Below are 25,122 nucleotides of genomic sequence, written 5' to 3' on the forward strand. Positions count from 1 at the left end.
TCGCCCAATCTGAATTTTCAGCAGACGCTGTCCGTCTGATCGCGCGAGGGTGCGGCGGCTCTGCGCTTGCAACTCGCCGAATCAATCCGGACAAGAGGGGCAACGTCAGCGCGCACTGCTCGCGAAATGCCTGTCCAGCTTGCCCGGACATCGCTGTTCCGTTTGGTGCGAACAGGCATGCCGCTCACTCGTGTGCGTGCTAGCGCGCCGCGCCACGTCGGCGTGGCCGGCCGCTAGCCGTCCGGCCACGGCCGGCGTCGTCCGGCTCCGCAAACATCGTCATGCGCTGCAGGATCCAGTTGAGCAACTCATGGGCAGCCGCCACGAGTGGGCGGCCGGATTTGACGAGTAGTCGCGCCTTGATGCCGCGAAACAATGGATGGTCGATGGGTACGACGGCCAGGTCGCCCGCCGCGATCTCGCGATACGCAGCGAATTCTCCCACGAGCGTGATGAAGTTATCAGAAGCGACGATGCGCTTGAGCGCGGTCAGCGAATTCGTGGTGAGGGCAGGGCGAATCTCGATGTTCTCGGCAAACTCCAGCATCTTGGCCGCGTGGCCAATTCCGAAGTTGCCCGGCATCAACGCGAGGGGATAAGCGAGCAGGTCTTCGACGCTTGCCGGCGTGCCTCTCAGTGCCAGCGGATGCTCCGATCGAACCAGCAAGACGATGGGCTGCGAGGAACTGGCGCGATATTCAATCCGCGCATGGGGCGGCGGATTGTAAGCCAGCCCGATATGGGCGCGGCTCTCGGCCACTTCGGCCAACACGTCGTCGACCGGCAGCATATCCACGCCAATGTCCAGCTTGGGATAGTGCGCACAGAACGGGGCGATCACCTCGTCGATCAGCGCGTCGACATACCCTTCGCTGATAGCCAGTTGAACATGGCCTTGCTGAAGACCTTTCATGGCATGAAGCTGGTCCTCCAGTTTCTCCTGCTGCGACCGATACCCTCTCCAGAATTCGAGCAGATGCGCCGCCGCCTCGGTGGGCGTCACGCCGCGCGCCTGGCGCTCGAATAGCGTGGCGCCGAGTTCGTCCTCCAGCAGCTTGATCTGCCGCGTAATGACGGAGGGCGACGTGTTCAGGCTATCCGCCGCCCCGCGAATCGTGCCGTGAGTCAACACCTCATAAAAATAGCGCAGGCGCTGCTGATTGATTTCCCTCATGCCGGTCTCCCGTCGACGCTGTCGTTGCTCTGTAGGCAACGATACGTGAACTTAGTTGCTGTTGCTAGTCCGGCTCGGAGTCGCCACCATGCGCATACAGGATGAACTGAACAAGACGTTCGACATGGAGGCTGGCATGGCAACAATTCAACCCGCGGCGACCCGCTGGAACGACGTTCCCGCGCTCTATGCCAGGCTCAACTTCAGGCTGCTGCCGTTTCTTCTGCTTTGTTATCTGTTCGCTTATCTGGATCGGGTGAACGTGGGCTTCGCCAAGTTGCAGATGCAAAGCGACCTGGGCTTTTCCGATGCCGCTTACGGCGTCGGCGCCGGCATCTTCTTTCTGGGCTACGTGCTGTTCGAACTGCCGAGCAACCTGATGCTGCCGAAAATCGGCGCACGGAAAACCTTCTTCCGCATCCTCGTGCTGTGGGGCATTACCTCGGCATGCATGCTGTTTGTGCGCAACGTGCAGATGTTCTACGGAATGCGCTTTCTGCTCGGCATCTTCGAGGCGGGGTTTGCGCCGGGCATGATCTTTTATCTTTCGCGCTGGTACGGTCCCTCACGTATGGCCCGCGCAATCGCGATCGTGTTTCTCGCCGGCCCGATCGGCGGCATTGTGGGCGGCCCGCTCTCCGCGTGGCTGATGACGAGCCTCGCCGGCAAAGCGGGTCTCGCCGGCTGGCAGTGGATGTTCCTCGTGGAAGGTCTGCCGTGCATCGTGCTGGGCGTGCTCACGCTGTTCGTGCTGTCGGATCGGCCCGCCGAGGCCAACTGGCTGAACGATGACGAGAAGCGCCTGCTCGAATCCGAACTCGTAGCCGTGCCCGCTGGAGACCATTCGTTCAAGGCTGTTCTGCGCAGCCCGAGGATTTATCTGCTGGCTTGCGCGTACTTTTGCATCATCGCGTCGATTTACGCCATGAGTTTCTGGTTGCCGACCATCGTGAAGTCGCAAGGTGTCGACGATACGATCCGGCTCGGCTGGTATGCGGCGATTCCCTACGTCGGGGCCGCGTTCGGCATGTACCTGATCGGCCGCCGTTCGGATGCGCGTCGCGAACGGCGTTATCACAGCTCCGTGCCGGCGTTTCTCGCCGCCATCTTGCTTTCGTTGTCGGTTTTGACCGACGGCCATCTCGTCGCCACGCTCGTTCTGCTGACATTCGCCATAACCATGCTGTGGATGGCGTACACGGTGTTCTGGGCGATCCCATCCGAATTTATCAAGGGCGACGCGGCCGCGGGTGGCATTGCCCTGATCAATACGATCGGGCTGTCTGGTGGATTCTGGGGACCCGCGATCATCGGCTGGGCCAAGACGGCGACCGGCAACCTCCATCTTGGACTCCTGATCGTCGCCGGTCTGGCGCTATGCGGCGCCGTGCTGCTCTTCGCGAACAGGTTGCCTTCAGAATAACGGGCGGGGCAGGTCCAGCTCCGGATAAGGATGCTCGTTGACGGTTATCCGCAGGTGTCGTCGATGAGCCGCAGTCAACCCTATTGCGCCGCGTTTCCTGCGGGTAGCGGCGAAAGCGAGAACTTCAAATGCTTTTGTACCAGTCAACATGGGTCGAAGTCGGGCAGTACCTCGAACGAAGCCGTTCGATCGTCGTGCCGATCGGCTCGAACGAGCAGCACGGTCCGACGGGTCTTTTGGGCACGGACTGGCTGTGCCCGGAAATCATCGCGCACGAAGCCGAGAAGAGCGCTGACATCCTGATTGCGCCGACCTTCAACATCGGTATGGCGCAGCATCACCTGGGCTTTCCGGGGACCATCTCGCTGCGGCCCTCGACTTTCATGGCCGCGATCGGCGACTGGACGCGCTCGCTCGCGGGTCACGGCTTCGAGAAGATCCTGTTTCTGAACGGCCATGGCGGCAACGTCGCGTCGATCGAAGCCGCTTTCTCCGAGATCTATGCTGAGGCCAGTTTCGCTAAACGCCGCGCGGGGTTCGCGCTGAAGCTGTGCAACTGGTGGGATCTGGAAGGCGTCGGCGAACTGGCGCGAGAGCAGTTTCCCGAAGGGCATGGCATCCATGCCACGCCCTCCGAAATCGCCATTACGCAATGGGCGCTTCCCGGGTCGATCAAGACGGCCAGCTACTCGCCAAAGATCGCACCATCGGGACCGATTCGCGAGGCGCTCGATTTTCGCGCGCGCTATTCCGATGGACGGATGGGCTCCGATCCGGGGCTCGCCTCTCCGGAAAAGGGCGGCGCGCTGGTCAAGCTCGCCGCACAAAGCCTGATCCGCGAGATGGATGCGTTCAGCCGCGAAAGCGTACCGGACTGACAGCTTGCGCTAATGAAGATCCTGATTGCCGGTTTCCAGCACGAAACCAATACGTTCGCGCCCACCCGCGCCGGCTGGGGAAATTTTCTGCAAGGCGAGGGCTTTCCCGCGCTCGCGCGCGGTGCCGGCGTACTGGATCTGCGTGGCGTCAACGTTCCGGTCGCCGGTTTCATCCGGCACGCCGAGGCCGCCGGACACGAGTTGGTCCCGGTGATCTGGGCAGGCGCGAGTGCGTCGGCCCATGTGACGCGAGACGCTTATGAGCGGATCGCGGGCAGCATTTTGCTGGCCGTCGAGACCGAGACATTCGACGCCATTTATCTCGACCTGCATGGTGCCATGGTCGCCGAGCACACCGACGACGGCGAAGGCGAACTGCTGGAGCGCATCCGGTTAGCCGTCGGTGCTCGCGTTCCGGTCGTCGTCACGCTGGATCTGCACGCGAACGTGACCCAGCGAATGCTGAACTACGCCGACGCCCTTGTCGCCTATCGGACCTATCCGCATGTCGACATGGCACAAACAGGGGAGCGCGCGGCGCGCATTCTCGACGATCTGTTGACCAATGGGCGACCGCTCAAGCGGGCGGCGCGGCGCATTCCGTTTCTGATTCCCATCAACGCGATGTGCACGCTCGTCGAACCCGCACGCGGCGTGTATGAACTCATGACCTCGCTCGAACGCGACACGATCGCTTCGCTATCCTTCGCACCGGGGTTCCCGGCGGCCGACTTTCCGGAGTGCGGGCCGATGATCTGGGGCTACGGATATGACGAAGCAGCGTTGACGGCGGCTATCGACACCTTGTTCGAACGCATCGCCGCGCACGAAGCGCTGTGGGCGGTTCGCTTCCTCACGCCGGACCAGGCGGTGATCGACGCCATGCAGCGCAGCCGCAGCGCACGGCGGCCCGTGGTCATTGCCGATACACAGGACAACCCGGGAGCAGGGGGCGATTCGAACACGATGTTCATGGCGCGCGCGCTGTTGCGCCACGGCGCGACCGATGCCGCGCTCGGCATGATCTGGGATGCCCCGGCGGCAGCCGCGGCCCATCGGGCAGGCGTGGGTGCGACGCTCGAACTCGCGTTGGGAGGCCGGTCGGGCGTGCCCGGAGACGAACCGCTGGCAGCAAGTTTTTACGTCGAACATGTTTCGGACGGACATTTCCGCTTTGACGGACCGATGATGAACGGAATGCCGGGCGATCTCGGGCCGGTGGCGTGCCTTCGCATTGACGGGGTGAGGATAGCGGTGAGTTCGATCAAGACGCAGATGTTCGAGCAGAACCTGTATCGCGCGGCGGGGATCGAGCCGTCACGAATGAAGATTCTAGTCAACAAAAGTTCAGTGCACTTCCGCGCGGACTTTCAGGCGATTGCCGACACGATCCTCGTCGCCAAAGCACCCGGTCCCATGGCCGCCGATCCTTCCGATCTGCCGTGGCGGAGACTCGATCCGCGAATTCGTGTGAGTCCGAACGGGAAGTCGCTGGGCGAACTCGGCGCGATGGTGTTCGATTCGACCGCGTTGTAGTCATCGCATCAGCGTGGTTTCATTGCCCGAAGCCAGAGCATTTCATATTGATCACCCCACTATTTAAGGAGCATGTCATGGTCCAACAGGACGTTTACGCCAGACTCAAGGAACTCGGCATCGAGTTGCCGGTTGCCGGCGCACCCGCGGCCGCCTACGTAATGAGTGCGCAAAGCGGCAATATGATCTTTCTGTCCGGCCATATCGCGAAGAAGGACGGCAAAGTGTGGGTAGGTAAGTTCGGCAGCAACCTGACAACGGAAGAAGGGCGCGTCGCCGCGCGGTCGATCGCCATCGATCTGCTTGCGACGCTGCACGCGCACGTGGGCGACCTTAATCGCGTGACGCGGATCGTCAAGCTGATGAGTCTTATCAATTCAACGCCGGACTTCGTCGAGCAACATCTGGTGACGAATGGTGCGTCGGAATTGCTGGCGGAGGTATTTGGCGAGCGCGGCAAGCATGCGCGATCGGCCTTCGGCGTGGCGCAGATTCCGTTGGGCGCGTGTGTGGAACTCGAGATGAACGTCGAGATAGGTTAACGACGTCGCTGGTCACAGCCGCTTCTGAAATTTACCGGGGTTTCGTGCGCAGGCGGCATCTCCATCTGTATGGCGCCTGCGTAGTCCCGGCAGACCTCGGTAGTCGTCATAATCTCCGTGGCCCATGAAGACGCGATCGAGGTGCGGTCAGAAGAAGGCGGCGCTGCATTCACCGTCAGTCTGCGCGCACCGCCGATCGCGATTCCCCACAAGTCGCGACTATTCCCGTCCCAGTGCGACAAACCGTTCGAGATGGTGATCTTCATCGCCGAGTTGATGATCGATCATCACGAGACGCTTCGCATAATGAGCGAGCGGCAGTTCCCACGTCATGCCGATTCCACCGTGCAACTGAATGCATTCCTCCGCCACGCGCGTGCCGATTCGCCCGATGCTGTACTTGGCCGCCGACACCGCGCGCTCCCGCTGCCGGCGTTCGGCGCCGAGCGCCGCGGCTGCGTTGATCACCGCCGAGCGCGCCTGCTCGATCTCGAGCAGGAGATCGGCCATGCGATGCTGCAATGCCTGAAAGCTGCCGATCGGCACGCCGAACTGCTTGCGCGTGCGCAGATACTCTAGCGTGTAGTCTTTAGCGACATCCATCGCGCCCACCGCTTCGGAACACAAGGCCAGCACACCGCAGCCAACCGCGTACTCGAGCGTTGCAAAGCCCGCGCCCGCGGTGCCGAGCAATGCGTCGTCGTCGAGCGTGACGTTGTCGAAGGTCACTTCGGCCGCGCGCCCACCGTCGATCCTGGGATAGCCACGCACGCTAACGCCGGCCGCATCGCGCGGTACGAGAAAGAGCGTCACGCCGGCTTCGTCGTCGTCATCACCGCTCGTGCGCGCCGAGACCAGAAAGAGCGAAGCATGCTCGCCGTGCTGCACGACCGCTTTCGCGCCGTTCAGCCGCCACGCGTCGCCGCTGCGCTGCGCGCGCGTGGTGACGCGAGACAGTTCGTAGTGGCTGTCTGGCTCGCCGTGCGCGAGCGCAACGATTCGCGAGCCGTCGATCAAGTCACCGAGCACAGCCTTCTGCGCCTCGTCGCCGCTGCGCGCAATCGCGCGGCCGACAATCAGCGTATCCAGAAACGGTTCGACCACGAGGCCGCTGCCGAGGCTCTCGAACACCACGGCGATATCGAAACCGCCGCCGCCAAAACCGCCGTCCGCTTCATCGAACAATGCGCCGATCACCCCGAGTTCGGCAAAGCGGCTCCATAACTCGCTGCTATAGCCTTGTGCCGAACGCGCGATCCGGTCGCGCGTCTCAAAGCCGTATTGCTCGCTGACAAAACGATTGAGCGTGTCCGCCAGCATGCGGCGGTCTTCGGTGTGCTGGAAATTCATGACGTGCGCCCCTTACAGTCCCAGGATCATTTTGGAAATGATGTTCTTCTGGATTTCGTTCGAACCGCCGAAGATCGACAGCTTGCGATTGTTGAAATAGAGCGAGGCGGCGCTCGCGGCTTCGTCGGGGCCGACCGGCGTGCCTTCGAAACCGTCCTGCAAGGCTTCCTCGACGAACGGCTGCGCATACGGACCCATGGCGCGGCGCGTGAGCGACGAGATTTCCTGGCGAATCTCGGTGCCGCGAATCTTCAGCATCGAGCTTTCGGCACCGGGCACGCCGCCGCCGGCCACCGCCGCGATCACGCGCAGGTTGGTGGTCTTCATGTTCTCCAGATCGATTTCAACCCGCGCCATGCGCGCGGCGAACGCGGGGTCTTCCGCGAGCGGCCGGCCGTTGCGCCGCTGTTTCGCGGCGATCTTGCGCAGCCGGTTGAAGGCGGCCACCGAGAAGCCGACGCCCGCGATATTGGTGCGCTCATACGTGAGCAGGTACTTGGCGTAAGTCCAGCCTTTGTTCTCTTCGCCGACCAGGTTTTCCACCGGCACGCGCACGTCGGTGAAGAACACTTCGTTGACTTCGTGCTCACCGTCGAGCGTGATGATCGGGCGCACTTCGACACCCGGCGTGTTCATGTCGATCAGCAGAAAACTGATGCCTTCCTGTTTGCGCACGTCGGTGGCGCTGCGCACGAGGCAGAAGATCATGTTCGCGTAGTGGCCGAGCGTGGTCCACGTTTTCTGGCCGTTGACGATGTAGTGCTCGCCTTGCGCATCCGTGCCGCGCACCGCGCTGGTTTTGACCGAGGCGAGATCGGAGCCGGCGCCCGGTTCCGAGTAGCCCTGGCACCACCAGTCCGAGCCGTCGAGAATGCGCGGCAGCCAATGGCGTTTTTGCGCTTCGCTGCCGTATTTGATCAGCACCGGGCCGAGCATGTTGACGCCGAACGGCACCACGCGCGGCGCGCCGGCCAGCGCGCATTCGTTTTCGAAGATGAATTTTTGCACCGGGTTCCAACCGGGGCCGCCGTACTCTTTCGGCCAGTGATTCGCGAGCCAGCCTTGCGCGTTGAGAATGGCGTGCCACGCGGCCATGTCATCGCGCGTGAGACGGCGGCCGCCGTGCACCTTGGCGGCGAGACGCGGCGGGAGCTTGTCGCGCAAGAAGGCCTGCACGTCGGCGCGGAAGGCTTCTTCCTCGGGAGTGAAGTTCAGATCCATGGCGGGTTGTTCCGAAGAGGGTTGGCCGACCGGCGTGGACAATGCAACGCCGGTCGATTCGTATCGATGATGCGCCGGCTCAGGCGGTCTGATTCAGGCTCGCGAAATCGGCGCCGCGTTCCACCAGTTCGACCAGCAGCGGCGAGGCTTTCCAGAACAGCGGGTCCTCCTTGGCGAACTCGCGAATGTCGGTGAGGATTTTCGGCAGGCCGACCGTATCCGCGTATTTCATCGGGCCGCCGCGATAGCGCGGAAAGCCGTAGCCGTACAGGAAGGTCACATCGACATCCAGAGGCCGCAGCGCGATCCGCTCATGCACGACGTTGGCGCCTTCGTTGATCATTGCGGCCATATAGCGGCGGATGATTTCGTCGTCGGTAAAACTGCGCGGCGTGATGCCGGCGCGTGCGCGTTCGGCGTCGATAATCGCTTCGACTTCGGGATCAGGCGTGCCGCTGCGTGAACCTTCGGAATACAGATAAAAACCGCGTCCGGTTTTCTGGCCGAACCAGCCGCGCTCGCACAGGCGATCGGCGATCTGCACATAACGTGCTGCGGGATTGCGCGTAGCCGCGCGCCGCTTGCGTGCCGCCCAGCCGATGTCGCCGCCCGCGAGATCCACCACCTGGAACGGTCCCATCGGAAAGCCGAACGCGCGCACGGCCGTATCGATCTGATAGGGCGAGGCGCCGTCTTCCATCATGGCGTCCGCGGCGCTGCGATACACGGCCAGCACCCGGTTGCCGATAAAGCCATCGCATACGCCGGCGCGCACCGGTGTCTTGCGCAACTTCCTGGCGAGTTCGAACGCGGTGGCGACCACGTCCGCGCTGACCTGTTTCGGCACCACCACTTCCAGCAGCTTCATGATGTTGGCGGGCGAGAAGAAGTGCAGGCCGATCACGTCGGCGGGGCGCGAAATGCTCGCGGCCAGGGCGTCGATGTCGAGATACGACGTGTTGGTCGCGAGCACGGCGCCTGCTTTGCACACGCGATCGAGTTCGGCGAACACGGCCTGTTTGACGGCGAGGTCTTCGAAGACGGCTTCGATCACGAGATCCGCGTCGGCGAGCGCATCGTACGACGTGCTGCCGCTCCAGCGCGTCATGACCGCAGCCTTCTTTTCCGCGCTCATGCGGCCTTTGGCGATCAGGCCGTCATAGACTTTTTCGATGTGCGCTCGGCCACGCGCAAGCGACGCGTCATCGCGTTCGATCATCGTCACCGGCAGTCCGGCGTCGAGCACCGCGACGGCGATGCCCGCGCCCATCGTGCCGCCGCCCACTACGCCGATCGTGTTCAGCGCGCGCGGTTTGGCCTCGCGCGTTTCAGGCGCCTTGAGCACTTCGCGCTCGGCAAAGAACGCGTGGATCAGGCCGGCACGTTGCGGGCTGTCGATGCATTCGAGGAACAGTTTGCGTTCGAGTCGCAGGCCTTCGTCGAAAGGCTGTTCGATCGCCGCTTCGACTGCCTCGACGATTTTCAGCGGCGAGAACAGGCCGCGCGATTTCTTCGCGGTTTCCGCGCGCGCCGCGGCGACCGCGGCGAGGCTCGCGGCACGATCGCCGAGCGCGTCCGCGTCGCGCGTGCGGCGCACCGGCGCGTGGGCGGCCAGTAACTCGTGCACATAGGCGAGCCCTTCGGCGAGGATGTCGTCGCTGCTGCCGAGGCGGTCGATCAGACCGAGCGTCAGCGCTTCCTTCGCGCTGGCGTGGCGGCCGCTCAGGATCAGATCGAGCGCGGCCTGGGCGCCGATCAGGCGCGGCGTGCGCTGCGTGCCGCCCGCGCCCGGCAGCAGGCCGAGTTGCACCTCAGGCAGGCCGAGCTTCGCGCCCTCGACGGCAATCCGGTAATGCGCCGCGAGCGCCACTTCCAGACCGCCGCCGAGCGCCGCGCCATGAATCGCCGCGACCACCGGCTTCGTGCATGCCTCGATGCGGTTGCACACGTCCGGGAGCGTGGGCGGCACCGGCGGCTTGCCGAACTCGCGAATGTCCGCGCCGGCGATGAAATTGCGCCCCGCGCCGACGATCAACACGGCTTCCACGGCCTGATCGGCATCGGCGGCTTCGACGGCGGCGAGCAGGCCGCGCCGCACGTCGGCTGACAGCGCGTTGACCGGCGCGTGGTCGATCGTCACGAGCAGCACCTTGCCGCGCAATTCGCGCGTCACAACGTCGGCCGAAGGGTTGAGGGTCATGATGTCGTCTCCTGACTGGTTATCGGTTGCACGCGGGAAAGCATGCCGGGTCTGGCGAATTCTCCGATTGTGGGGTGGTCAAGGTTTATTGACAATCACATGGACGGTTGACAGACTGTCAAGGTTATTTTGACAAAGGCGCCGTTATGGACGTCAATTCCCTGACCTTGCTGGTAGACATTCTGGACGCCGGCAATCTCAGCGAAGCCGCGCGCCGGCTGAAAATGAGCCGCGCGAACGTGAGCTATCACCTGAACCAGCTGGAGCGTTCGGTCGGCCTGCAACTGGTGAGACGCACCACGCGCCGTGTCGAGCCGACCGAGATCGGCTTGCAGCTCTACGAACATGGCCGCACGATCCAGAATGCGCTGCTCGCCGCGCGCGAATCCGTCGCCACGCTCGGACAAAGCCTGCAGGGCCGCGTACGGTTGAGCGTGCCGAGCGGTTACGGGCAACTCGTCATGTCGGAGTGGCTGATTGCGTTCAAGCGGCTTTATCCCGGCATCGTGCTCGACGTCATGTTCGAGAACCGCGTTGAAGACCTGATGCGCGACGAAGTCGATATCGCCGTGCGCGTGATGTCCGAGCCGCCGCAAAACCTGGTCGCGCGCGACATGGGGCCGGTCAGATACGTGGCGTGTGCGTCGCCGGCCTTTGCTGAAACGCATGGTATGCCGAAGCAACTCGACGATCTGCGCACGGCGCCGCTGATTACCGCGGCCGTGGTCGGCAGGCAGTTGCGCGTGGCCGCTTACTTGCGCGACGAGCGGCACGAAGTGCTGTTGGAGCCGACCCTCATCTCCGAGAACTTTCTGTTCCTGCGCGAGGCGGTGCTCGCCGGACTGGGCGTGGGCCTCGTGCCGGATTACGTGGTGCAGGACGACCTGCGCCGTGGCGAGATATTGACCGCGCTCGACGAATGGCGCTTGAGCATCTTCGGCACGCACATGTACATGCTGTATATGCCGAACCGGCATCACACGCGCGCGGCCGCGACGTTCATCGATTTCATCTTGCAGCAGGCGCATGGGGCGGGGAGAGGGTTGCCCGTGTCTTCGGCTACAGGGAGCGACACGGCTGAATAATGCGTGACGTCATAGAGAAACTGCGGATTTATCTTGAGCGGCGCACAGGTATGCTTAACGGAACAGCGGGAACAGCGGTACTCACCTGATAAAAACCGTGGCAACGGAGACCTGACATGAAATGGATCATCGGACTTGTAGCCGTGCTTGCACTCGCCGTGGCCGTGCTGATGATCTCCCGCTTGCCCAGTGAAGACGCGATTCGCCTCGCCGGCTACGCGGCGACCGCCGCTTTTGCCGCGCTCGTCGGGTTTGTGCTGCGCTGGCGTGCCAACCGGGCGCAACAGCGGAGCAAGCGAACCGGGTAACGCGCAATTCGTCGATTCACCCGATTCGGCCGATGACTCGCTACATGCGCCGAACGCTCTCGCGCAGTTCGTCGCCGAGAAAGTCGATAAACGTTCTCAGCTTGGCCGACAGGCGGTGCCGCTCCAGATAGATGGCGTGAATGTCCGCGTTCGGCAGCTTCCACTCGGTTATCAACGGTACCAGTTCGCCGCGCTGCAGATGACCGGCGACTTCCCACGCCGAGCGCACGGCGATGCCGCGGCCGTCGAGCGCCCACTTCAGGACCGCGCTGCCGTCGTTGCTGCTCAACGGCCCGTCCACCTTCACCGTCTCCGATTTCCTGCCGCGCGAGAAATGCCACGTGCCATATGCCGATTCGTTCTCGCGCAAGACGAGGCACGCGTGGCGCGTGAGATCGTGCGGCATTGCCGGCACGCCGTGGCGCTTCAGATATACCGGCGCCGCGCACACGAGACGCTGGTTTTCCAGCAGCAAACGCGCATTGATGCGCGCATCCGGCACTTCGCCGAAGCGGATGCCGAGATCGAAGCCTTCTTCCTGCAGGCTGACCGGTCTGTCGGACAGATGCAATTGAATCTTCATCGACGGGAAACGCTCGCTGAAACGCGAGATCGCCGGGGCGACGTGCGCGCGACCGAACCCGAACGACGCGTTCACCCGCAACAGCCCGGCCGGTTCGGCGCGGCTCTGGGTGACCAGTTGTTCGAGTTCGGCGAGGTCGTCGAGAATGCGCGAGCCGTTCGCCAGATAGATCTCGCCCTCCGCCGTCAGACTGACGCGCCGCGTGGTGCGGTTCACTAGCCGCACGCCGAGGCGCTGCTCGAGTTGCGCGAGGCGCTTGCTGATCGACGGCGGCGTGACGCCGAGCTCGCGCGCGGCCGCGGCGAGATTGCGGTGACGTGCGACCAGCGCGAACAGATTCAGGTCGGAAAAGCCGTCCATCGATTCGTTCCTAAAAGTTAATTCCGGATTGCCTTAAGAGAAACCCTATCGTTGTGGGCATCAATTAGACTTCATTCAAACATGGGAGGCAACGATGTTTGAAGATTTCACAGATGCTTCGACGCAGATCGACGGAATCCGCATCAACGCGGTCCGCGGCGGCACGGGGCCGGCTTTGCTGCTGTTGCACGGGCATCCGCAGACTCACGCGATCTGGCACAAGGTCGCGCCGACGCTGGCGCGGCATTTCACGGTGATCGCCGCCGATTTGCGCGGCTATGGCGACAGCGGCAAACCGCAAGGCGCCCACGATCACGCGAATTATTCGAAGCGCCGGATGGCCGCCGATCAGATCGCGCTGATGCGCGAGCAGGGGTTCAGCCGCTTCGCGGTGATGGGCCACGATCGTGGCGGGCGCGTCGCGGCTCGCATGGCGCTCGATCACCCGCGCACGGTGACGCGACTCGTGACACTCGATGTCGCGCCGACCCTTGCGATGTACGAACAAACCTCGTTCGACTTCGCGCACGCTTACTGGCACTGGTTCTTTCTCGTGCGGCCCGCGCCGTTTCCCGAGACGCTGATTCGCGCGGACCCCGATCTCTACCTGAAGCAGACCATCGGCGCGCGCAGCGCCGGACTCGCTCCGTTTACGGATGCGGCCTACGCCGAGTATCTGCGCTGCCTGAGCGACCCCGCCACCGCACACGGTATCTGCGAGGACTACCGCGCGAGCATCACAATCGACCTCGAACATGACCGCGCATCGCTCGCTGAAGGGCAAAAGATCGAATGCGATCTGCTGGCGTTGTGGGGCGCCCATGGCGTGATTGAACAATGCTTCGAGCCGCTCGCCGAATGGCGGCAATGGTCCGCTCACGTAAGCGGCGCAGCGCTGCCTTGCGGTCACTACATTCCCGAGGAAGCGCCCGAGTTGCTGCTCGAACGCGTCCTTCCGTTCCTGCAGGCCTAGCCGTTCGAGCATTCATCATGTCAAACCGAACCCTTTACGAGAAGCTGGTCGACTCGCATGTCGTGACGCGTGTCGACGAACAGAACGTGCTGCTCTACGTCGATCTGCATCTGATGAACGAATACACGAGTCCGCAGGCCTTCAGCGCGCTGGCCGCGAAAGCGCGGCGCGTACGCAGGCCGAAGCAGCAGCTTGCGGTGGTCAGCCACATCATTCCGACGCATGCGGAATCGCCCCGCGTGATCCGCGATGCCGCGTCGTCGCTGCTGGCGAACAACCTGGCGCGCAACTGCGCGGAGGCCGGCATCGCGTTGCACGCGGCGAACGATCCGCTGCAAGGTATCGAACATATCGTCGCGCCCGAGCGCGGGCTGGTCAGGCCGGGCATGGTCGTGCTGTGCGGCGACAGCCACACCACCACGTATGGCGCGCTCGGCGCGTTGGGTTTCGGCATCGGCACGTCGGAGGTCGAGCATGTGCTCGCCACGCAGACGCTGGTCTATCGCATCGCGCAGACCATGCGTATCACGATCGACGGCGTGTTGCCGTACGGCACTTCGTCGAAAGACCTGATTCTGTGGATCATCAGCCGCATCGGCGCACAGGGCGCGCGCGGCTATGCGGTGGAATTCGCCGGCTCGACGATCGCGTCGCTGTCGGCGGAAGCGCGCATGACTTTGTGCAACATGACAGTCGAAGCAGGCGCGCGTGCCGCGCTGATCGCACCCGACGCCACCACGTTCGACTATGTGCGGACCCATGCGACCTCGCTCGACGAGGCCGCATGGCGTGCCGCATTGGACGACTGGCGCGAACTGAAAACGGATCCCGGCGCGCACTTCGATATCGAACATCGATTCGACGCGCACGAGGTGGCGCCGTTCGTCACATGGGGCACGAGTCCCGACCAGTCCGTTGCCGTCGACGAACGGATTCCCACCGCGTCCGCGCAGGCAACACCGGAAGCCGCCGCCGCGTTGCGCCGCGCGCTCGACTATGTCGGTCTCGATGCGGATCAGCCGATCGCGGGCACGCCGATCGATCGCGTGTTCATCGGTTCATGCACCAATGGACGCATCGAAGACCTGCGCGTCGTCGCATCGATCGCAGCAGGGCGGCACGTCGCGCAGGGCGTGCGAGCGATGGTCGTGCCCGGTTCGGGCAGCGTGCGCCGCCAGGCGGAAGCCGAAGGCATCGCGGCCACCTTGCGCCAGGCCGGTTTCGAGTGGCGCGAGCCGGGCTGCTCGATGTGTCTTGCGATGAACGACGATTTTCTGGCGCCCGGCGAACGCTGTGCGTCCACCACTAACCGCAACTTCGAAGGTCGCCAGGGCCGTGGCGGCCGCACTCACCTGATGAGTCCGGCAATGGCCGCGGCGGCCGCCCTGACCGGGCGCATCACCGACGTTCGCACACTGGAGACGCAGCCATGATGACCCGACTCGCTGAAATCCATGGGAGCGCCGTGCCGTTGCCGATCGAAAACCTCGATACCGACCAGATCATGCCGAAGCAGTTTCTGCGCATCATCGACAAGGCCGGGCTCAAGGACGGCCTGCTCTACGATCTACGTTTCGACGCGCAAGGCGAGCCGCGTGCCGATTGCGTGCTGAACCGGCCTGAGTATCGCCACGCGCGGATTCTGATCGGCGGCTCGAACTTCGGCTGCGGATCGAGCCGCGAGCACGCAGTGTGGGGGCTTCAGCAAGCCGGTTTCGACGCGGTCATCGCGCCCAGCTTCGCGGAGATTTTCTATTCGAACGCGATGAACAACCGCTTGCTGCTCGTTCAACTGGAACGCGACGCGATCGACCTCCTGCTTCATGACGCGGCCACGCAACCCGCAGCGGCATTACATATCGATATCGCACGACAAACGGTGACGTCCGCCGCGGGACGCGTGTTCGCGTTCCCGCTCGGCGCCCGTCATAAACGGATGGTGATGGAAGGCATGGACACCATCGATCTCACGCTCGCTTCATTGCACGATATCGAAGCATTCGAGCGTGACCACTTCGCACGGCATAGCTGGGCCGCCGTGTTGTAACGCCATGGCGGCATCTTCGCCGCCGATCAATCGAACCGCGCGTGACGGATTCCCCGCCAGAAGGGAAGGGACGCGCTTTGCCCGCAATAACGGAGGAGACATGAAACGCAAGCCGTTCTACAAGGTGCTTTATGTGCAGGTGATCGTGGCGATCGTCATCGGCGTGGCGTTCGGGCACTTTCTGCCCACGGACGCCGTGGCGATGAAGCCGCTCGGCGACGCCTTCATCAAACTCGTGCGGATGATCATCGGCCCGGTGATTTTCTGCACGGTCGTGACCGGGATTGCCAGCATGCACGACATGCGCAAGGTCGGGCGCGTCGGCAGCAAAGCCCTGCTGTATTTCGAAGTGGTGTCGACGTTCGCTCTCGCGATCGGATTGCTCGCCGCGCATGTGCTGAAACCGGGCGTCGGCTTCAATGTCGATCCAGCCACGCTCGATGCCGGCGCGATCGCGGGTTACGCCGCACAAGCCGCGCATGGTGATGGGCTCGCGGGCTTTTTCATGCACATCATTCCCGAGACGTTCGCCGGCGCTTTCACTCAGGGCGACATCCTGCCCGTGCTGCTGATCGCGATGCTGTTCGGCACCGCGCTCGCGGTGATGGGCGAACCCGCCAAACCGCTGATCGGCCTGATCGAATTGCTGTCGAAAACGTTCTTTCGTATCGTGCGCATGATTACCAGCCTCGCTCCAATCGGGGCGTTCGGCGCGATCGCGTTCACGATCGGCAAGTATGGCATCGTCTCTTTGCTGCCGATGCTGAAACTGATCGGCACGTTCTATCTGACCGCGTTTCTGTTCGTCTCGTGTGGTCTCGGCCTGATTGCCCGCGCATGCGGGTTCAGCTTGTGGCGCTTTGTCGTGTACATCAAGGACGAGTTGCTGATCGTGCTCGGCACGTGCACGTCCGAAGCGGCGTTGCCGCAACTGATGAACAAGCTCGAACGGCTCGGCTGCTCGCGCGGGATTGTCGGACTCGTGGTGCCGACCGGCTACTCGTTCAATCTCGACGGCACCAATATCTATATGACGCTTGCGGTGCTGTTTCTCGCGCAGGCCACCAACACCCATTTGACGATCACCCAGGAAATCACGCTGCTGGCCGTGACGATGCTGACCTCCAAAGGGTCGACGGGCGTCACGGGGGCGGGTTTCATCACGCTGGCCGCGAGTCTTTCGGTGGTGCCGACCGTGCCGGTGACGGCCATGGTGTTGATACTCGGCATCGACCGCTTCATGTCCGAGTGCCGGGCGCTGACGAATACGATGGGTAACGGCGTGGCGTCGATCGTGATCGCGGCGTGGGAAAAGGAACTGGATCGCGACAGGCTCAGGGCGGCGTTGGCACGGCCGGCGGGCGCGGGCTCGGTGAGTGAGGCGAGTCCGACGGAAGAAGGTGCGATGGCCGCTGCCGTGCGGAAAGGGGACGCGCGCCGCTCGATATGATCATGCAGCTGCCGCCCGTGACAAACCATGAGTTCGATTCACGGCAGCCACGGCAACGCCTCACTTGAGCCGCGGCACCGTCACTTCAACCGCCGCCTCGAACCGCTTCACCGCACCGACAACATCGCTGCGCAGTTGCCGCAATGCGGCCTGCTGCGCATCGGGCGGCACGAGTCCTTGCCACAGCAGATCGCTCAGCGAAGCGGCGGTGGCTTCGATATCGACGGCTTTCTGTTTGCGCACCGCGTCCCACAGCACGTGTTCCATCGGGCCATATACGGCCGAGCGTAGCAGGCCGAGCGGCATATCCCCGCGAATATCGCCGCTCGCCACGCCTTCGGCGAGCACGTTCATCATCGGCGCCGTATAGCGGCGCTGCAGTTCGACGATCACGTCGCCGAACTTGTCGTCCTTCTCGCGCCCTTCGGAAAGAATGAGCGCGCACAAACCGGTGCCGTCGACGGTGAGCCGGTAGAGGTGCGTGCGCACGAGGTACGCGAACTTGTTGCGCGTGCCTGCGATCAGCGGCAATTCGCTTTCGACCTGGCTGATGATCTCGTCGTACCAATTGCCGAGCACGCGCACGCAGAGATCGCGCTTGCTGGCGAAGTACGTGAAGATCGTCGCCTCGGACACGCCGACGCGCCCGGCGATCTCCGTCATGGTGGCCGACGCATAGCCGACTTCGGAAAAGACGAGCCGGGCCGCCTCCAGAATCGCCTTGAGTCGCTGTTCGGAGCGCGCCTGCACGGGCACGCGGCGGGAAAGGGCCGAGGTGGTCATCGAGAGAGCCGGGCGGTGCTGTGATTTGGTGAGTTGAGTCTAGCTCAAGGAATGCGGCCGTGCAAAGACTAGCATGATGCAAATAAAATTAACCATCTAACACAGCACAGGATAAAGACCTGAGCTAAACTCAACAAACATCGAAAGCGCAGCACATGGAGGAGACAGCCGAATGCCCGCAGCTTCGTCGAGTACATCGCCGCCAGCGAGCGGCTACCGTTCAGTTTTCCGCGAAGGCCTTTTCGCCGGCAAAGTGATTATCGTCACCGGCGCGGGCAGTGGCTTAGGCCGATGCACGGCGCACGAACTCGCGTCGTTAGGGGCGACCCTGGCGCTGGTCGGCCGCAGCGAAGACAAGCTGAAAACGGTGCAAACCGAACTGGCCGAAGATCATCGTCACACCGCCGGCCATAAGATTTATTCCTGCGACATTCGCAACGAGCAACAGGTACGTGAAACGATCGCTTCGATCGTGGCAGACCTGCATCGCATAGACGGCCTCTTCAACTGCGCGGGCGGCCAATTCCCAGCAAAGCTTGAAAAGATTTCGTTGAACGGCTGGGACGCGGTCGTGCGCAACAATCTGCACGGCACGTTCCTGATGTCCCGCGAGTGCTATACGCAATGGATGGAACATCACGGCGGCACGATCGTGAACATGCTGGCGGACATCTGGGGCGGCATGCCCGGCATGGGGCACTCGGGCGCGGCCCGCGCGGGTGTATGGAATTTCACCGAAACCGCCGCCTGTGAATGGGGTCACGCGGGGGTAAGAGTCAACGCCGTCGCACCGGGCTGGATAGCGTCGGCGGGTATGGACAGCTATAACGAAGACTACCAGGCGCTGCTGCGCACGCTCAAGCACAAGGTCCCGCTGCAGCGCTTCGGCACCGAATCCGAACTCGCCAGCGCTGCGGTATTTCTGTTGTCGGAGGCCTCGGCGTTCATCAACGGCACGGTGATCCGCGTCGACGGCGGCGTGCCGAACGCTCGCCATTCATGGCCGCTTCCGCAAGCGGAGCGTACGATCGAATATAACGGCTTCCCGCGCTATCAACCGCCGGCCGGCTTGCAGGAGCAGACGCCATGAACCTCGACGGCCAGACCTACGAATCGCTGACGGCAAACTTCGCCTGGCAGATCCCGGCGCGCTACAACATCGGCGTCGACGTGTGCGATAAATGGGCCGACGGCTCCGGCCGCCTCGCGCTGATCTACGAAGATCCCGAGGGCAACGCCACCCGCTATACGTTCGACCAGTTGAAGGTGCTGTCCGACCGCTTCGCCAATGCGTTGCTCGCAGCGGGCGCGCAGCGCGGCGACCGCATCGGCATCTTCCTGTCGCAGTCTGTCGAAACGGCGATCGCGCATCTCGCCGCCTACAAGGCCGGCATGGTAGCCGTGCCGCTGTTCGCGCTATTCGGCGTCGACGCGATCGAACACCGGCTCGGCGATAGCGGCGCGGTAGCGTTGATTACCGATCAAGGCGGTATGTGCAAGGTCGACGAAATCCGCGCGGCATTGCCTGCGCTACGCACTGTTTTCAGCGTGGATATCGCTGAGGACAATGGCGATCCGCAATCGCCCGTGCGTTCGTTCTGGCACGCGCTGAACCACGCGAGCGCGGACTTCACGCCCGCCGACACGGGCGCCGACGATCCCGCCGTCATCATCTATACCTCCGGCACGACCGGCAAACCGAAAGGCGCGTTGCACGGGCATCGCGTGTTGCTCGGTCATCTGCCCGGCGTGGAAATGTCGCAGCAGGGTTTTCCCGCGCACGCCACGCTGATGTGGACGCCCGCCGACTGGGCGTGGATCGGCGGCCTGTTCGACGTGCTGCTGCCGTCGTGGCATCACGGCGTGCCGGTATTGGCGCGCCGCTTTGCGAAATTCGACGGTCAGGCCGCTTTCGATCTGATGGCGCGTCACGCGGTCTCGCATACGTTTTTGCCGCCCACCGCGCTGAAGATGATGCGCGGCGTCGAACGTCCCGAGCGCTGGAATCTCGCGCTGCGTTCGGTGGCGAGCGGCGGCGAATCGCTCGGCGAGGAATTGATCGGCTGGGGCCGCAAGGCGCTGGGCGTCACCATCAACGAGTTCTATGGGCAGACGGAATGCAACGTCGTGGTGTCGTCGTGCGCGGCGCTGTTCGAGCCGTGCTTCGGCGCGATCGGCCGCGCGGTGCCGGGGCATCATGTTGCGATCGTCGATCTGGATGGCAACGAACTGCCGGCCGGTGCGATAGGCGATATCGCCGTAGCCGCGCCCGATCCGGTCATGTTTCTCGGCTACTGGGGCAACGAGGCGGCGACGCGCGAGAAATTCCGCGGCAAGTTTCTGGTGACCGGAGACCTGGGTACGCGCGACGCGGACGGCTTTATCCGTTTTGTCGGCCGTGGCGACGACTTGATCACGAGCGCGGGTTACCGGATCGGGCCGGCTTCGATCGAAGATTCGCTGCTGCGTCATCCGGCTGTTTCGATGGCGGCCGTGATCGGTGCGCCGGATCGCGAGCGCACGGAGATCGTTATGGCGTTCGTGGTGCTGAACCCCGGCTTTGTCGGCGACGCGGCGCTCGTGCGTCAGATACAGCAGCACGTCAAAACGCGCCTCGCCGCGCACGAATATCCGCGCGAGATTCGCTTTGTCGACAGCCTGCCGCTGACGGCGACCGGCAAGGTGATCCGCAAGGCGCTGCGCGAAGGACTCGGACAAGACGCGGAGAATCCAGCGTCAAAACCCGAGCCGCGATGAGCACGCGCCAGCGTCAACCGGCGACGCGCGGCGGCAGGGCGCCGAGAGATTCGGGCGCGCAACCCGGCGCGGCGCCACTGGACGACACCGACCGGAGGCTCCTCGCGCTGCTCGCCGAAGACGCGACGCGTACTTATGCGGAACTCGGCAAACTGCTGTTTCTGTCGGCGCCCGCCGTCCACGAGCGCGCGAGGCGCTTGAAGAAAGAAGGCGTGATCAAGGCCACTGTCGCCGCACTCGATGCCGCCAAACTGAATCGTCCGTTACTCGCGTTCGTGCATGTCGATACGACGAGTTGGGCGGTGACGCGGCAACTACTGGCGTTGGAAGAACTGCCGGAAGTCGAGGAGATTCACACTGTGACGGGCGAGAGCGCCATGCTGCTCAAAGTCCGCACACGTAACACGCAATCGCTCGAGCAGCTGCTTGCGCGCATTCACGCGATCGAAGGTTTTACCGGCACGCGCAGCTATATCGCGCTGACTACGTATCTGGAGCGCGGCCCGAGTCCGGCACTCTGAAGCACGATAAGCGATCGCTGCGTCTCAGTCATGCAGCGAGAGACCTTTCACCGCTTTGTCGACCGCCTTCTTCGGTCCGCGCACCGCAAGCCCGACGAGATCAGGCGCATCAGCGGGTTCGGCGCGGAACACTTCCCGGTTCGCCTGATCGTGACCGGTCGAGAACATCGCGCGTACATACACGGCACGCGTCAATTCACGTTCGATACCCTGACGAAGCGCGCGCTGCAAACCTGCGTTGTCCGCCTGGTACACCATCATCGGCTGGCCGAGCAGCCGCGCATGCCGACGGCCAGCCGCATCCTCGTAAGGCTCGCCCATTGCCTCAGGCGCCGCGCCCGCGATTCCTGTTGCGAGAAACGCGGTCACATTGAGTTTTTGCCACACAGCGAGATCGTCCAGCACGATGATCGCGACTTTCGTATCGAATTCCATAACGCACGACGCTCCACAGCCGGGCGATGCAGGGTTGCTACAGCGCCCGTCGGTCAAGAAGGTATTCACACTCGAATCTTATGGAAACTCGAGCGCGTGTGCACGAGCGCAGAGCAAAAACGAATGGACTTCACCAGCCGCGCTTTTTCACGCGGTCCATGTCGGGTTTTGCCCTAATGCCATTCAGCAAACAGCGTTCGAAGTGCGCCGCGTGCTGCATTGCAACCTGAAGGGGCGTCATGCTCATCGCCGTTTGCGCCGCCATTTGCGCCGCTATTACGTGCGGCAGGCGCATGCCGTCGACGCGCCCGCAACATAGGGCAAGTCCCTGGCGCGATTTAGCCGTGCATTACCACTCGCGTTCGCGGCCTCCTAAACTTGGTTCAAACAGGAGGGGACACCGATGGCCAAACTCATTCACACGATGATCCGTGTGCACGATCTGCCGCGCTCGCTGCAGTTCTATCAAAGAGCTTTCAATCTGGACGTATCGCACCGGCTCGACTTTCCGGACTTCACGCTCGTCTACTTGCGCAACGAGGAGGCCGACGCCGAAATAGAACTCACCTGGAATAAAGGCCGGGAGGAACCGTATTCGCATGGTGACGGCTACGGCCACGTTGCGTTCTGCGTCGACGATGCAAAGAGCGAACGGCTGCGTCTGCTCGACCTCGGCATGGCGCCCAACGATCTGCGCGAGTTTCACAACGACAACGGCGAGTTGCTGGCGCGCTACTTTTTCATTCAGGACCCTGACGGCTACAAGATCGAAGTGCTGGAACGCTACGGCCACTATCAATAGTAAAAGCAATCCAGGCGGCCGCCGCGTGTAGTTGCAGTACCCCACAGCAACCAGATTAGATGGGACCGAGTAGGTGCTTTGCACTCGCTCCGGTCGACAAAGGAGACAGACATGAAGACAACGATCATCCCGATCGTCGCGTCCGATCACGCACATCATGCGCATCATCACGGGCACGAGCATACTCACGAGCACCCCGGTGAGCATGGTGCGGCGAAGGCCGCCACCGCCGCCACCGCCGCCACCGCCGCATTGAGGATTCCGCTCACACGGCGCGAGCTATTGAAAGGCACCGGCGTGCTGATGGGCACGCTGGCGGCTTCTTCGGTGTTGTCGGCCTTCGCGCCGAGCCGCGCCTGGGCGCTCGAAATGCAAGGACTCGACACGCACCAGGGCGAAGTGATTCTGGCCTTCACGCGGCAGCTCTATCCGCACCCCACGCTGGACAACGCGGTCTACGCGCTGGTCGTCAAGGACCTCGACGCCAAAGCGAAAGCCGATCCGGCAGTGCGCCAGCAACTCGCCGATGGTGTCAAACAGCTCGACGCGCAAGCGGGTTCGGACTGGCTCAAACGCACGCCGTCGGACCAGGCGCAAGACGTCGCGGCGCTCGCGGGCACACCGTTCTTCAACACGATACGCGGCACCGCGGTGGTCTCGCTATACGCCAACACCATGGCGTATACGCACTTCGGCTACGGCGCTTCGGAAGGCGACGGCGGCTACCTGTACAAGGGCTTCAACAGTCTCTCGTGGCTGCCCAATCCGCCGGCCGCCGCCAGCGGCCCGATTCCGACGGATAGCTAACCGCTGCGACAGTCACCATCGTGCATGGGACCGGAGTCACGCGCCAAGGGACTCGAGTAAGCGCTAAAGCGCCGACTCTGGCCGGCAGCCCAACTCGGGTCAATAGAGGAGACAGGACATGGAACAGGACAACAACAAGGTGCGTTTTTCGCACAACGACGACAAGGTCGTCGTGATTATCGGCTCGGGTGCCGGCGGCGGCACGCTTGCCAACGAACTGGCGCAGAAGGGTATCAACGTCGTCGTGCTGGAGGCGGGTAAGCTGCACACGCAAGGCGATTTCACAACCGACGAGTGGGGCTCGTTCCAGATGCTGTCCTGGCTCGATAAACGCACCACCTCGGGCACCTGGCGCATCGCCAAAGACTTTCCGAATCTCCCCGCCTGGATCTGCAAGACGGTGGGCGGCACGACCACGCACTGGGCCGGCGCGAGTCTGCGGATCAGGCCGCACGAGTTCAAGGCGAAGACGACCTACGGCGCTATCAAGGATGCCAATCTGCTCGACTGGCCGCTCACGCGCGAGGAACTCGATCCGTACTACGACCGCGCGCAGCAGAAGATGGGCATTACGCGCACCAACGGTCTTCCGGGCCTGCCAGGCAACAACAACTTCAAGGTGATGTCGGCCGGCGCGATGAAGGTCGGTTACAAGGACTGCAATACCGGGCACATGGCGATCAATAGCGTGGTGCGTGACGACCGCGCGCATTGCTTCCAGCGCGGCTTCTGTTTTCAGGGGTGTCGCACTGGTGCGAAGTGGTCGACGCTCTACACCGAATTGCCGCGCGCCCAGGCCACCGGCCATATGGAATTGCGCACACAGGCCCACGTGGTGCGCATTGAAACCGACGCGCGCGGTAAGGCGAAGGAGGTGCTCTACTACGACGGCAACGGCAAGCTGCAGCGGCAAAAGGCGCGCATCGTCGCGGTGGCCGGCAACTCGATCGAAACGCCGCGCCTGCTGCTGAACTCGCATTCGAGCAGGTTCCCGCAGGGCCTCGCGAACGGTTCGGGGCAGGTGGGCCGCAACTACATGCGTCATACCACGGGCTCGGTGTACGCGGTGTTCAACGACAAGGTGGAAATGTTCAAGGGCACCACGATGGCCGGCATCATCGAGGACGAGGCGGCGTTCAATCCGCAGCGTGGCTTCGCAGGTGGCTATCACATGGAGACCGTGTCGCTCGGCCTGCCGTTTTATGCGGCCTTTCTCAATCCTGGCGCGTGGGGTCCGACCTTCACCCAGGCAATGGATCAATACGCGTACACGGCGGGTATGTGGATCGTCGGCGAGGATATGCCGCGCGAGAGCAATCGCGTGACCTTGAATACCGACGTGAAGGACCAGTACGGCCAGCCGGTCGCCAACGTGCATTTCGACGATCATCCGAACGACGAAGCGATGCGCGAGCACGCGTACAGGCAGGGCACCGCGGTGTACGAAGCGGCGGGTGCGAAGACGGTCTATCGCGTGCCGCCGTATCCGTCCACGCATAACCTCGGCACGGCCCGCATGAGCGCGCGCGCGGAAGACGGCGTGTGCAACCGGTTCGGGCAGACGCATGAAGTATCGAACCTGTTCATTTCGGACGGTAGCCAGTTCACCACCGGCGCGGCGGAAAATCCGACCATGACGATCGTGACGCTGGCGATCCGCCAGGCCGATCACATTGCGGCGCAGATGAACAAACGCGCTGTATAAAGCGGTCCGACGGGGCAGGGCGGCGTTCGGGTTCGAGGCAATTGTCGAGCGGTGAATGCCGGCGTATGTTGACGAACGCGGGCGGGGGGGGGGGGGGGGGGGGGGGGGGGGGGGGGGGGGGGGGGGGGCGCGCGGGGGGGGGGGGGGGGGGGGGGGGGCGGGATGGGGGGGGGGGGGGGGGG

At 63.3% G+C, this 25,122-nt stretch carries 23 protein-coding genes; 16 read left to right on the forward strand and 7 right to left on the reverse strand.

Translation table 11 applies throughout. The features are described from left to right. Positions 1-199: 199 nt before the first annotated feature. Positions 200-1,174 (reverse strand): LysR family transcriptional regulator, encoded by a 975-nt coding sequence (locus tag P0D70_RS20490; RefSeq protein ID WP_091792720.1) that lies wholly within the window; start codon positions 1,172-1,174, stop codon positions 200-202. Between the two features lie 136 nt (positions 1,175-1,310). Here P0D70_RS20490 and P0D70_RS20495 point away from each other — a divergent pair, with 136 nt between their 5' ends. The 4 genes from P0D70_RS20495 (at position 1,311) to P0D70_RS20510 (ending at position 5,553) form a co-directional block, all read left to right on the forward strand. Beyond that, complete coding sequence (locus tag P0D70_RS20495) at positions 1,311-2,597, forward strand: MFS transporter (RefSeq protein ID WP_408185823.1); 1,287 nt, start codon at positions 1,311-1,313, stop codon at positions 2,595-2,597. 128 nt (positions 2,598-2,725) lie between these two features. Then, the gene (locus P0D70_RS20500) at positions 2,726-3,475 is read left to right on the forward strand and encodes a creatininase family protein (protein ID WP_091792721.1); all 750 of its coding nucleotides are present in this window, start codon (positions 2,726-2,728) and stop codon (positions 3,473-3,475) included. Positions 3,476-3,487: 12 nt separating this feature from the next. Next, positions 3,488-5,011: a M81 family metallopeptidase gene (locus tag P0D70_RS20505; protein ID WP_408185824.1), complete on the forward strand. Its 1,524-nt coding sequence runs from the start codon at positions 3,488-3,490 to the stop codon at positions 5,009-5,011. A gap of 77 nt (positions 5,012-5,088) precedes the next feature. Continuing rightward, the gene (locus tag P0D70_RS20510) at positions 5,089-5,553 is read left to right on the forward strand and encodes a RidA family protein (protein ID WP_408185825.1); all 465 of its coding nucleotides are present in this window, start codon (positions 5,089-5,091) and stop codon (positions 5,551-5,553) included. Between the two features lie 219 nt (positions 5,554-5,772). On the opposite strand, the gene P0D70_RS20515 is transcribed toward P0D70_RS20510, so the two are convergent. The 3 genes from P0D70_RS20515 to P0D70_RS20525 all read right to left on the reverse strand — a co-directional run bounded on the left by P0D70_RS20515 (position 5,773) and on the right by P0D70_RS20525 (position 10,324). Further along, positions 5,773-6,903, reverse strand: coding sequence for an acyl-CoA dehydrogenase family protein (locus P0D70_RS20515; RefSeq protein WP_408185826.1), 1,131 nt, complete (start codon positions 6,901-6,903; stop codon positions 5,773-5,775). Positions 6,904-6,915: 12 nt separating this feature from the next. Continuing rightward, a complete protein-coding gene (locus P0D70_RS20520; RefSeq protein WP_408185827.1) occupies positions 6,916-8,124 on the reverse strand; it encodes an acyl-CoA dehydrogenase family protein in 1,209 nt (402 codons plus the stop codon). A 79-nt stretch (positions 8,125-8,203) separates the two neighbouring features. Beyond that, positions 8,204-10,324 (reverse strand): 3-hydroxyacyl-CoA dehydrogenase NAD-binding domain-containing protein, encoded by a 2,121-nt coding sequence (locus tag P0D70_RS20525; RefSeq protein WP_408185828.1) that lies wholly within the window; start codon positions 10,322-10,324, stop codon positions 8,204-8,206. A gap of 146 nt (positions 10,325-10,470) precedes the next feature. Between P0D70_RS20525 and P0D70_RS20530 the strand changes: the two genes are divergently transcribed. Beyond that, positions 10,471-11,409: a LysR family transcriptional regulator gene (locus tag P0D70_RS20530; RefSeq protein WP_408185829.1), complete on the forward strand. Its 939-nt coding sequence runs from the start codon at positions 10,471-10,473 to the stop codon at positions 11,407-11,409. 116 nt (positions 11,410-11,525) lie between these two features. Beyond that, complete coding sequence (locus tag P0D70_RS20535; RefSeq protein ID WP_408185830.1) at positions 11,526-11,717, forward strand: hypothetical protein; 192 nt, start codon at positions 11,526-11,528, stop codon at positions 11,715-11,717. Between the two features lie 40 nt (positions 11,718-11,757). On the opposite strand, the gene P0D70_RS20540 is transcribed toward P0D70_RS20535, so the two are convergent. After that, positions 11,758-12,660, reverse strand: a complete 903-nt coding sequence (locus P0D70_RS20540; RefSeq protein ID WP_408185831.1) for a LysR family transcriptional regulator — start codon at positions 12,658-12,660, stop codon at positions 11,758-11,760. A 94-nt stretch (positions 12,661-12,754) separates the two neighbouring features. On the opposite strand from P0D70_RS20540, the gene P0D70_RS20545 reads away from it, so the two are divergent. The 4 genes from P0D70_RS20545 (at position 12,755) to P0D70_RS20560 (ending at position 17,130) form a co-directional block, all read left to right on the forward strand. Beyond that, the gene (locus P0D70_RS20545; RefSeq protein ID WP_408185832.1) at positions 12,755-13,633 is read left to right on the forward strand and encodes an alpha/beta fold hydrolase; all 879 of its coding nucleotides are present in this window, start codon (positions 12,755-12,757) and stop codon (positions 13,631-13,633) included. A gap of 17 nt (positions 13,634-13,650) precedes the next feature. Then, entirely contained in the window at positions 13,651-15,066 is a 1,416-nt protein-coding gene (leuC, locus tag P0D70_RS20550; RefSeq protein ID WP_408185833.1) for a 3-isopropylmalate dehydratase large subunit, read from the forward strand. After that, complete coding sequence (gene leuD, locus P0D70_RS20555) at positions 15,066-15,680, forward strand: 3-isopropylmalate dehydratase small subunit (protein ID WP_408185843.1); 615 nt, start codon at positions 15,066-15,068, stop codon at positions 15,678-15,680. The genes leuC and leuD overlap by 1 nt, the downstream gene beginning before the upstream one ends. Before the next feature lie 100 nt (positions 15,681-15,780). Then, positions 15,781-17,130, forward strand: a complete 1,350-nt coding sequence (locus P0D70_RS20560; protein ID WP_408185834.1) for a dicarboxylate/amino acid:cation symporter — start codon at positions 15,781-15,783, stop codon at positions 17,128-17,130. Positions 17,131-17,190: 60 nt separating this feature from the next. On the opposite strand, the gene P0D70_RS20565 is transcribed toward P0D70_RS20560, so the two are convergent. Then, complete coding sequence (locus P0D70_RS20565; protein ID WP_408185835.1) at positions 17,191-17,913, reverse strand: TetR/AcrR family transcriptional regulator; 723 nt, start codon at positions 17,911-17,913, stop codon at positions 17,191-17,193. 172 nt (positions 17,914-18,085) lie between these two features. On the opposite strand from P0D70_RS20565, the gene P0D70_RS20570 reads away from it, so the two are divergent. The 3 genes from P0D70_RS20570 to P0D70_RS20580 are packed head-to-tail and all read left to right on the forward strand — an operon-like array spanning position 18,086 to position 21,191. Continuing rightward, positions 18,086-19,003 (forward strand): SDR family oxidoreductase, encoded by a 918-nt coding sequence (locus P0D70_RS20570; protein ID WP_408185836.1) that lies wholly within the window; start codon positions 18,086-18,088, stop codon positions 19,001-19,003. Then, a complete protein-coding gene (locus P0D70_RS20575; protein WP_408185837.1) occupies positions 19,000-20,670 on the forward strand; it encodes an acyl-CoA synthetase in 1,671 nt (556 codons plus the stop codon). The genes P0D70_RS20570 and P0D70_RS20575 overlap by 4 nt, the downstream gene beginning before the upstream one ends. Then, positions 20,667-21,191: an Lrp/AsnC family transcriptional regulator gene (locus tag P0D70_RS20580; RefSeq protein ID WP_091792736.1), complete on the forward strand. Its 525-nt coding sequence runs from the start codon at positions 20,667-20,669 to the stop codon at positions 21,189-21,191. Before P0D70_RS20575 ends, P0D70_RS20580 begins: the two co-directional genes overlap by 4 nt. Positions 21,192-21,215: 24 nt before the next feature. Here the strand turns inward: P0D70_RS20580 and P0D70_RS20585 are convergent, their stop codons facing one another. Beyond that, positions 21,216-21,626 carry a DUF2000 family protein gene (locus P0D70_RS20585; protein ID WP_408185838.1) on the reverse strand — a complete coding sequence of 137 codons (411 nt, stop codon included), beginning with the start codon at positions 21,624-21,626 and terminating at the stop codon, positions 21,216-21,218. Positions 21,627-22,029: 403 nt separating this feature from the next. On the opposite strand from P0D70_RS20585, the gene P0D70_RS20590 reads away from it, so the two are divergent. The 3 genes from P0D70_RS20590 to P0D70_RS20600 all read left to right on the forward strand — a co-directional run bounded on the left by P0D70_RS20590 (position 22,030) and on the right by P0D70_RS20600 (position 24,940). Continuing rightward, the gene (locus P0D70_RS20590; protein ID WP_408185839.1) at positions 22,030-22,428 is read left to right on the forward strand and encodes a VOC family protein; all 399 of its coding nucleotides are present in this window, start codon (positions 22,030-22,032) and stop codon (positions 22,426-22,428) included. 111 nt (positions 22,429-22,539) lie between these two features. Then, positions 22,540-23,235 carry a twin-arginine translocation signal domain-containing protein gene (locus P0D70_RS20595; protein WP_408185840.1) on the forward strand — a complete coding sequence of 232 codons (696 nt, stop codon included), beginning with the start codon at positions 22,540-22,542 and terminating at the stop codon, positions 23,233-23,235. 118 nt (positions 23,236-23,353) lie between these two features. Beyond that, positions 23,354-24,940 carry a GMC family oxidoreductase gene (locus tag P0D70_RS20600; RefSeq protein ID WP_408185841.1) on the forward strand — a complete coding sequence of 529 codons (1,587 nt, stop codon included), beginning with the start codon at positions 23,354-23,356 and terminating at the stop codon, positions 24,938-24,940. The last annotated feature ends 182 nt before the right edge of the window (positions 24,941-25,122 follow it).

Origin of the sequence: Paraburkholderia sp. RL17-381-BIF-C (genome assembly GCF_046026435.1) — a bacterium.
Classification (GTDB): domain Bacteria; phylum Pseudomonadota; class Gammaproteobacteria; order Burkholderiales; family Burkholderiaceae; genus Paraburkholderia.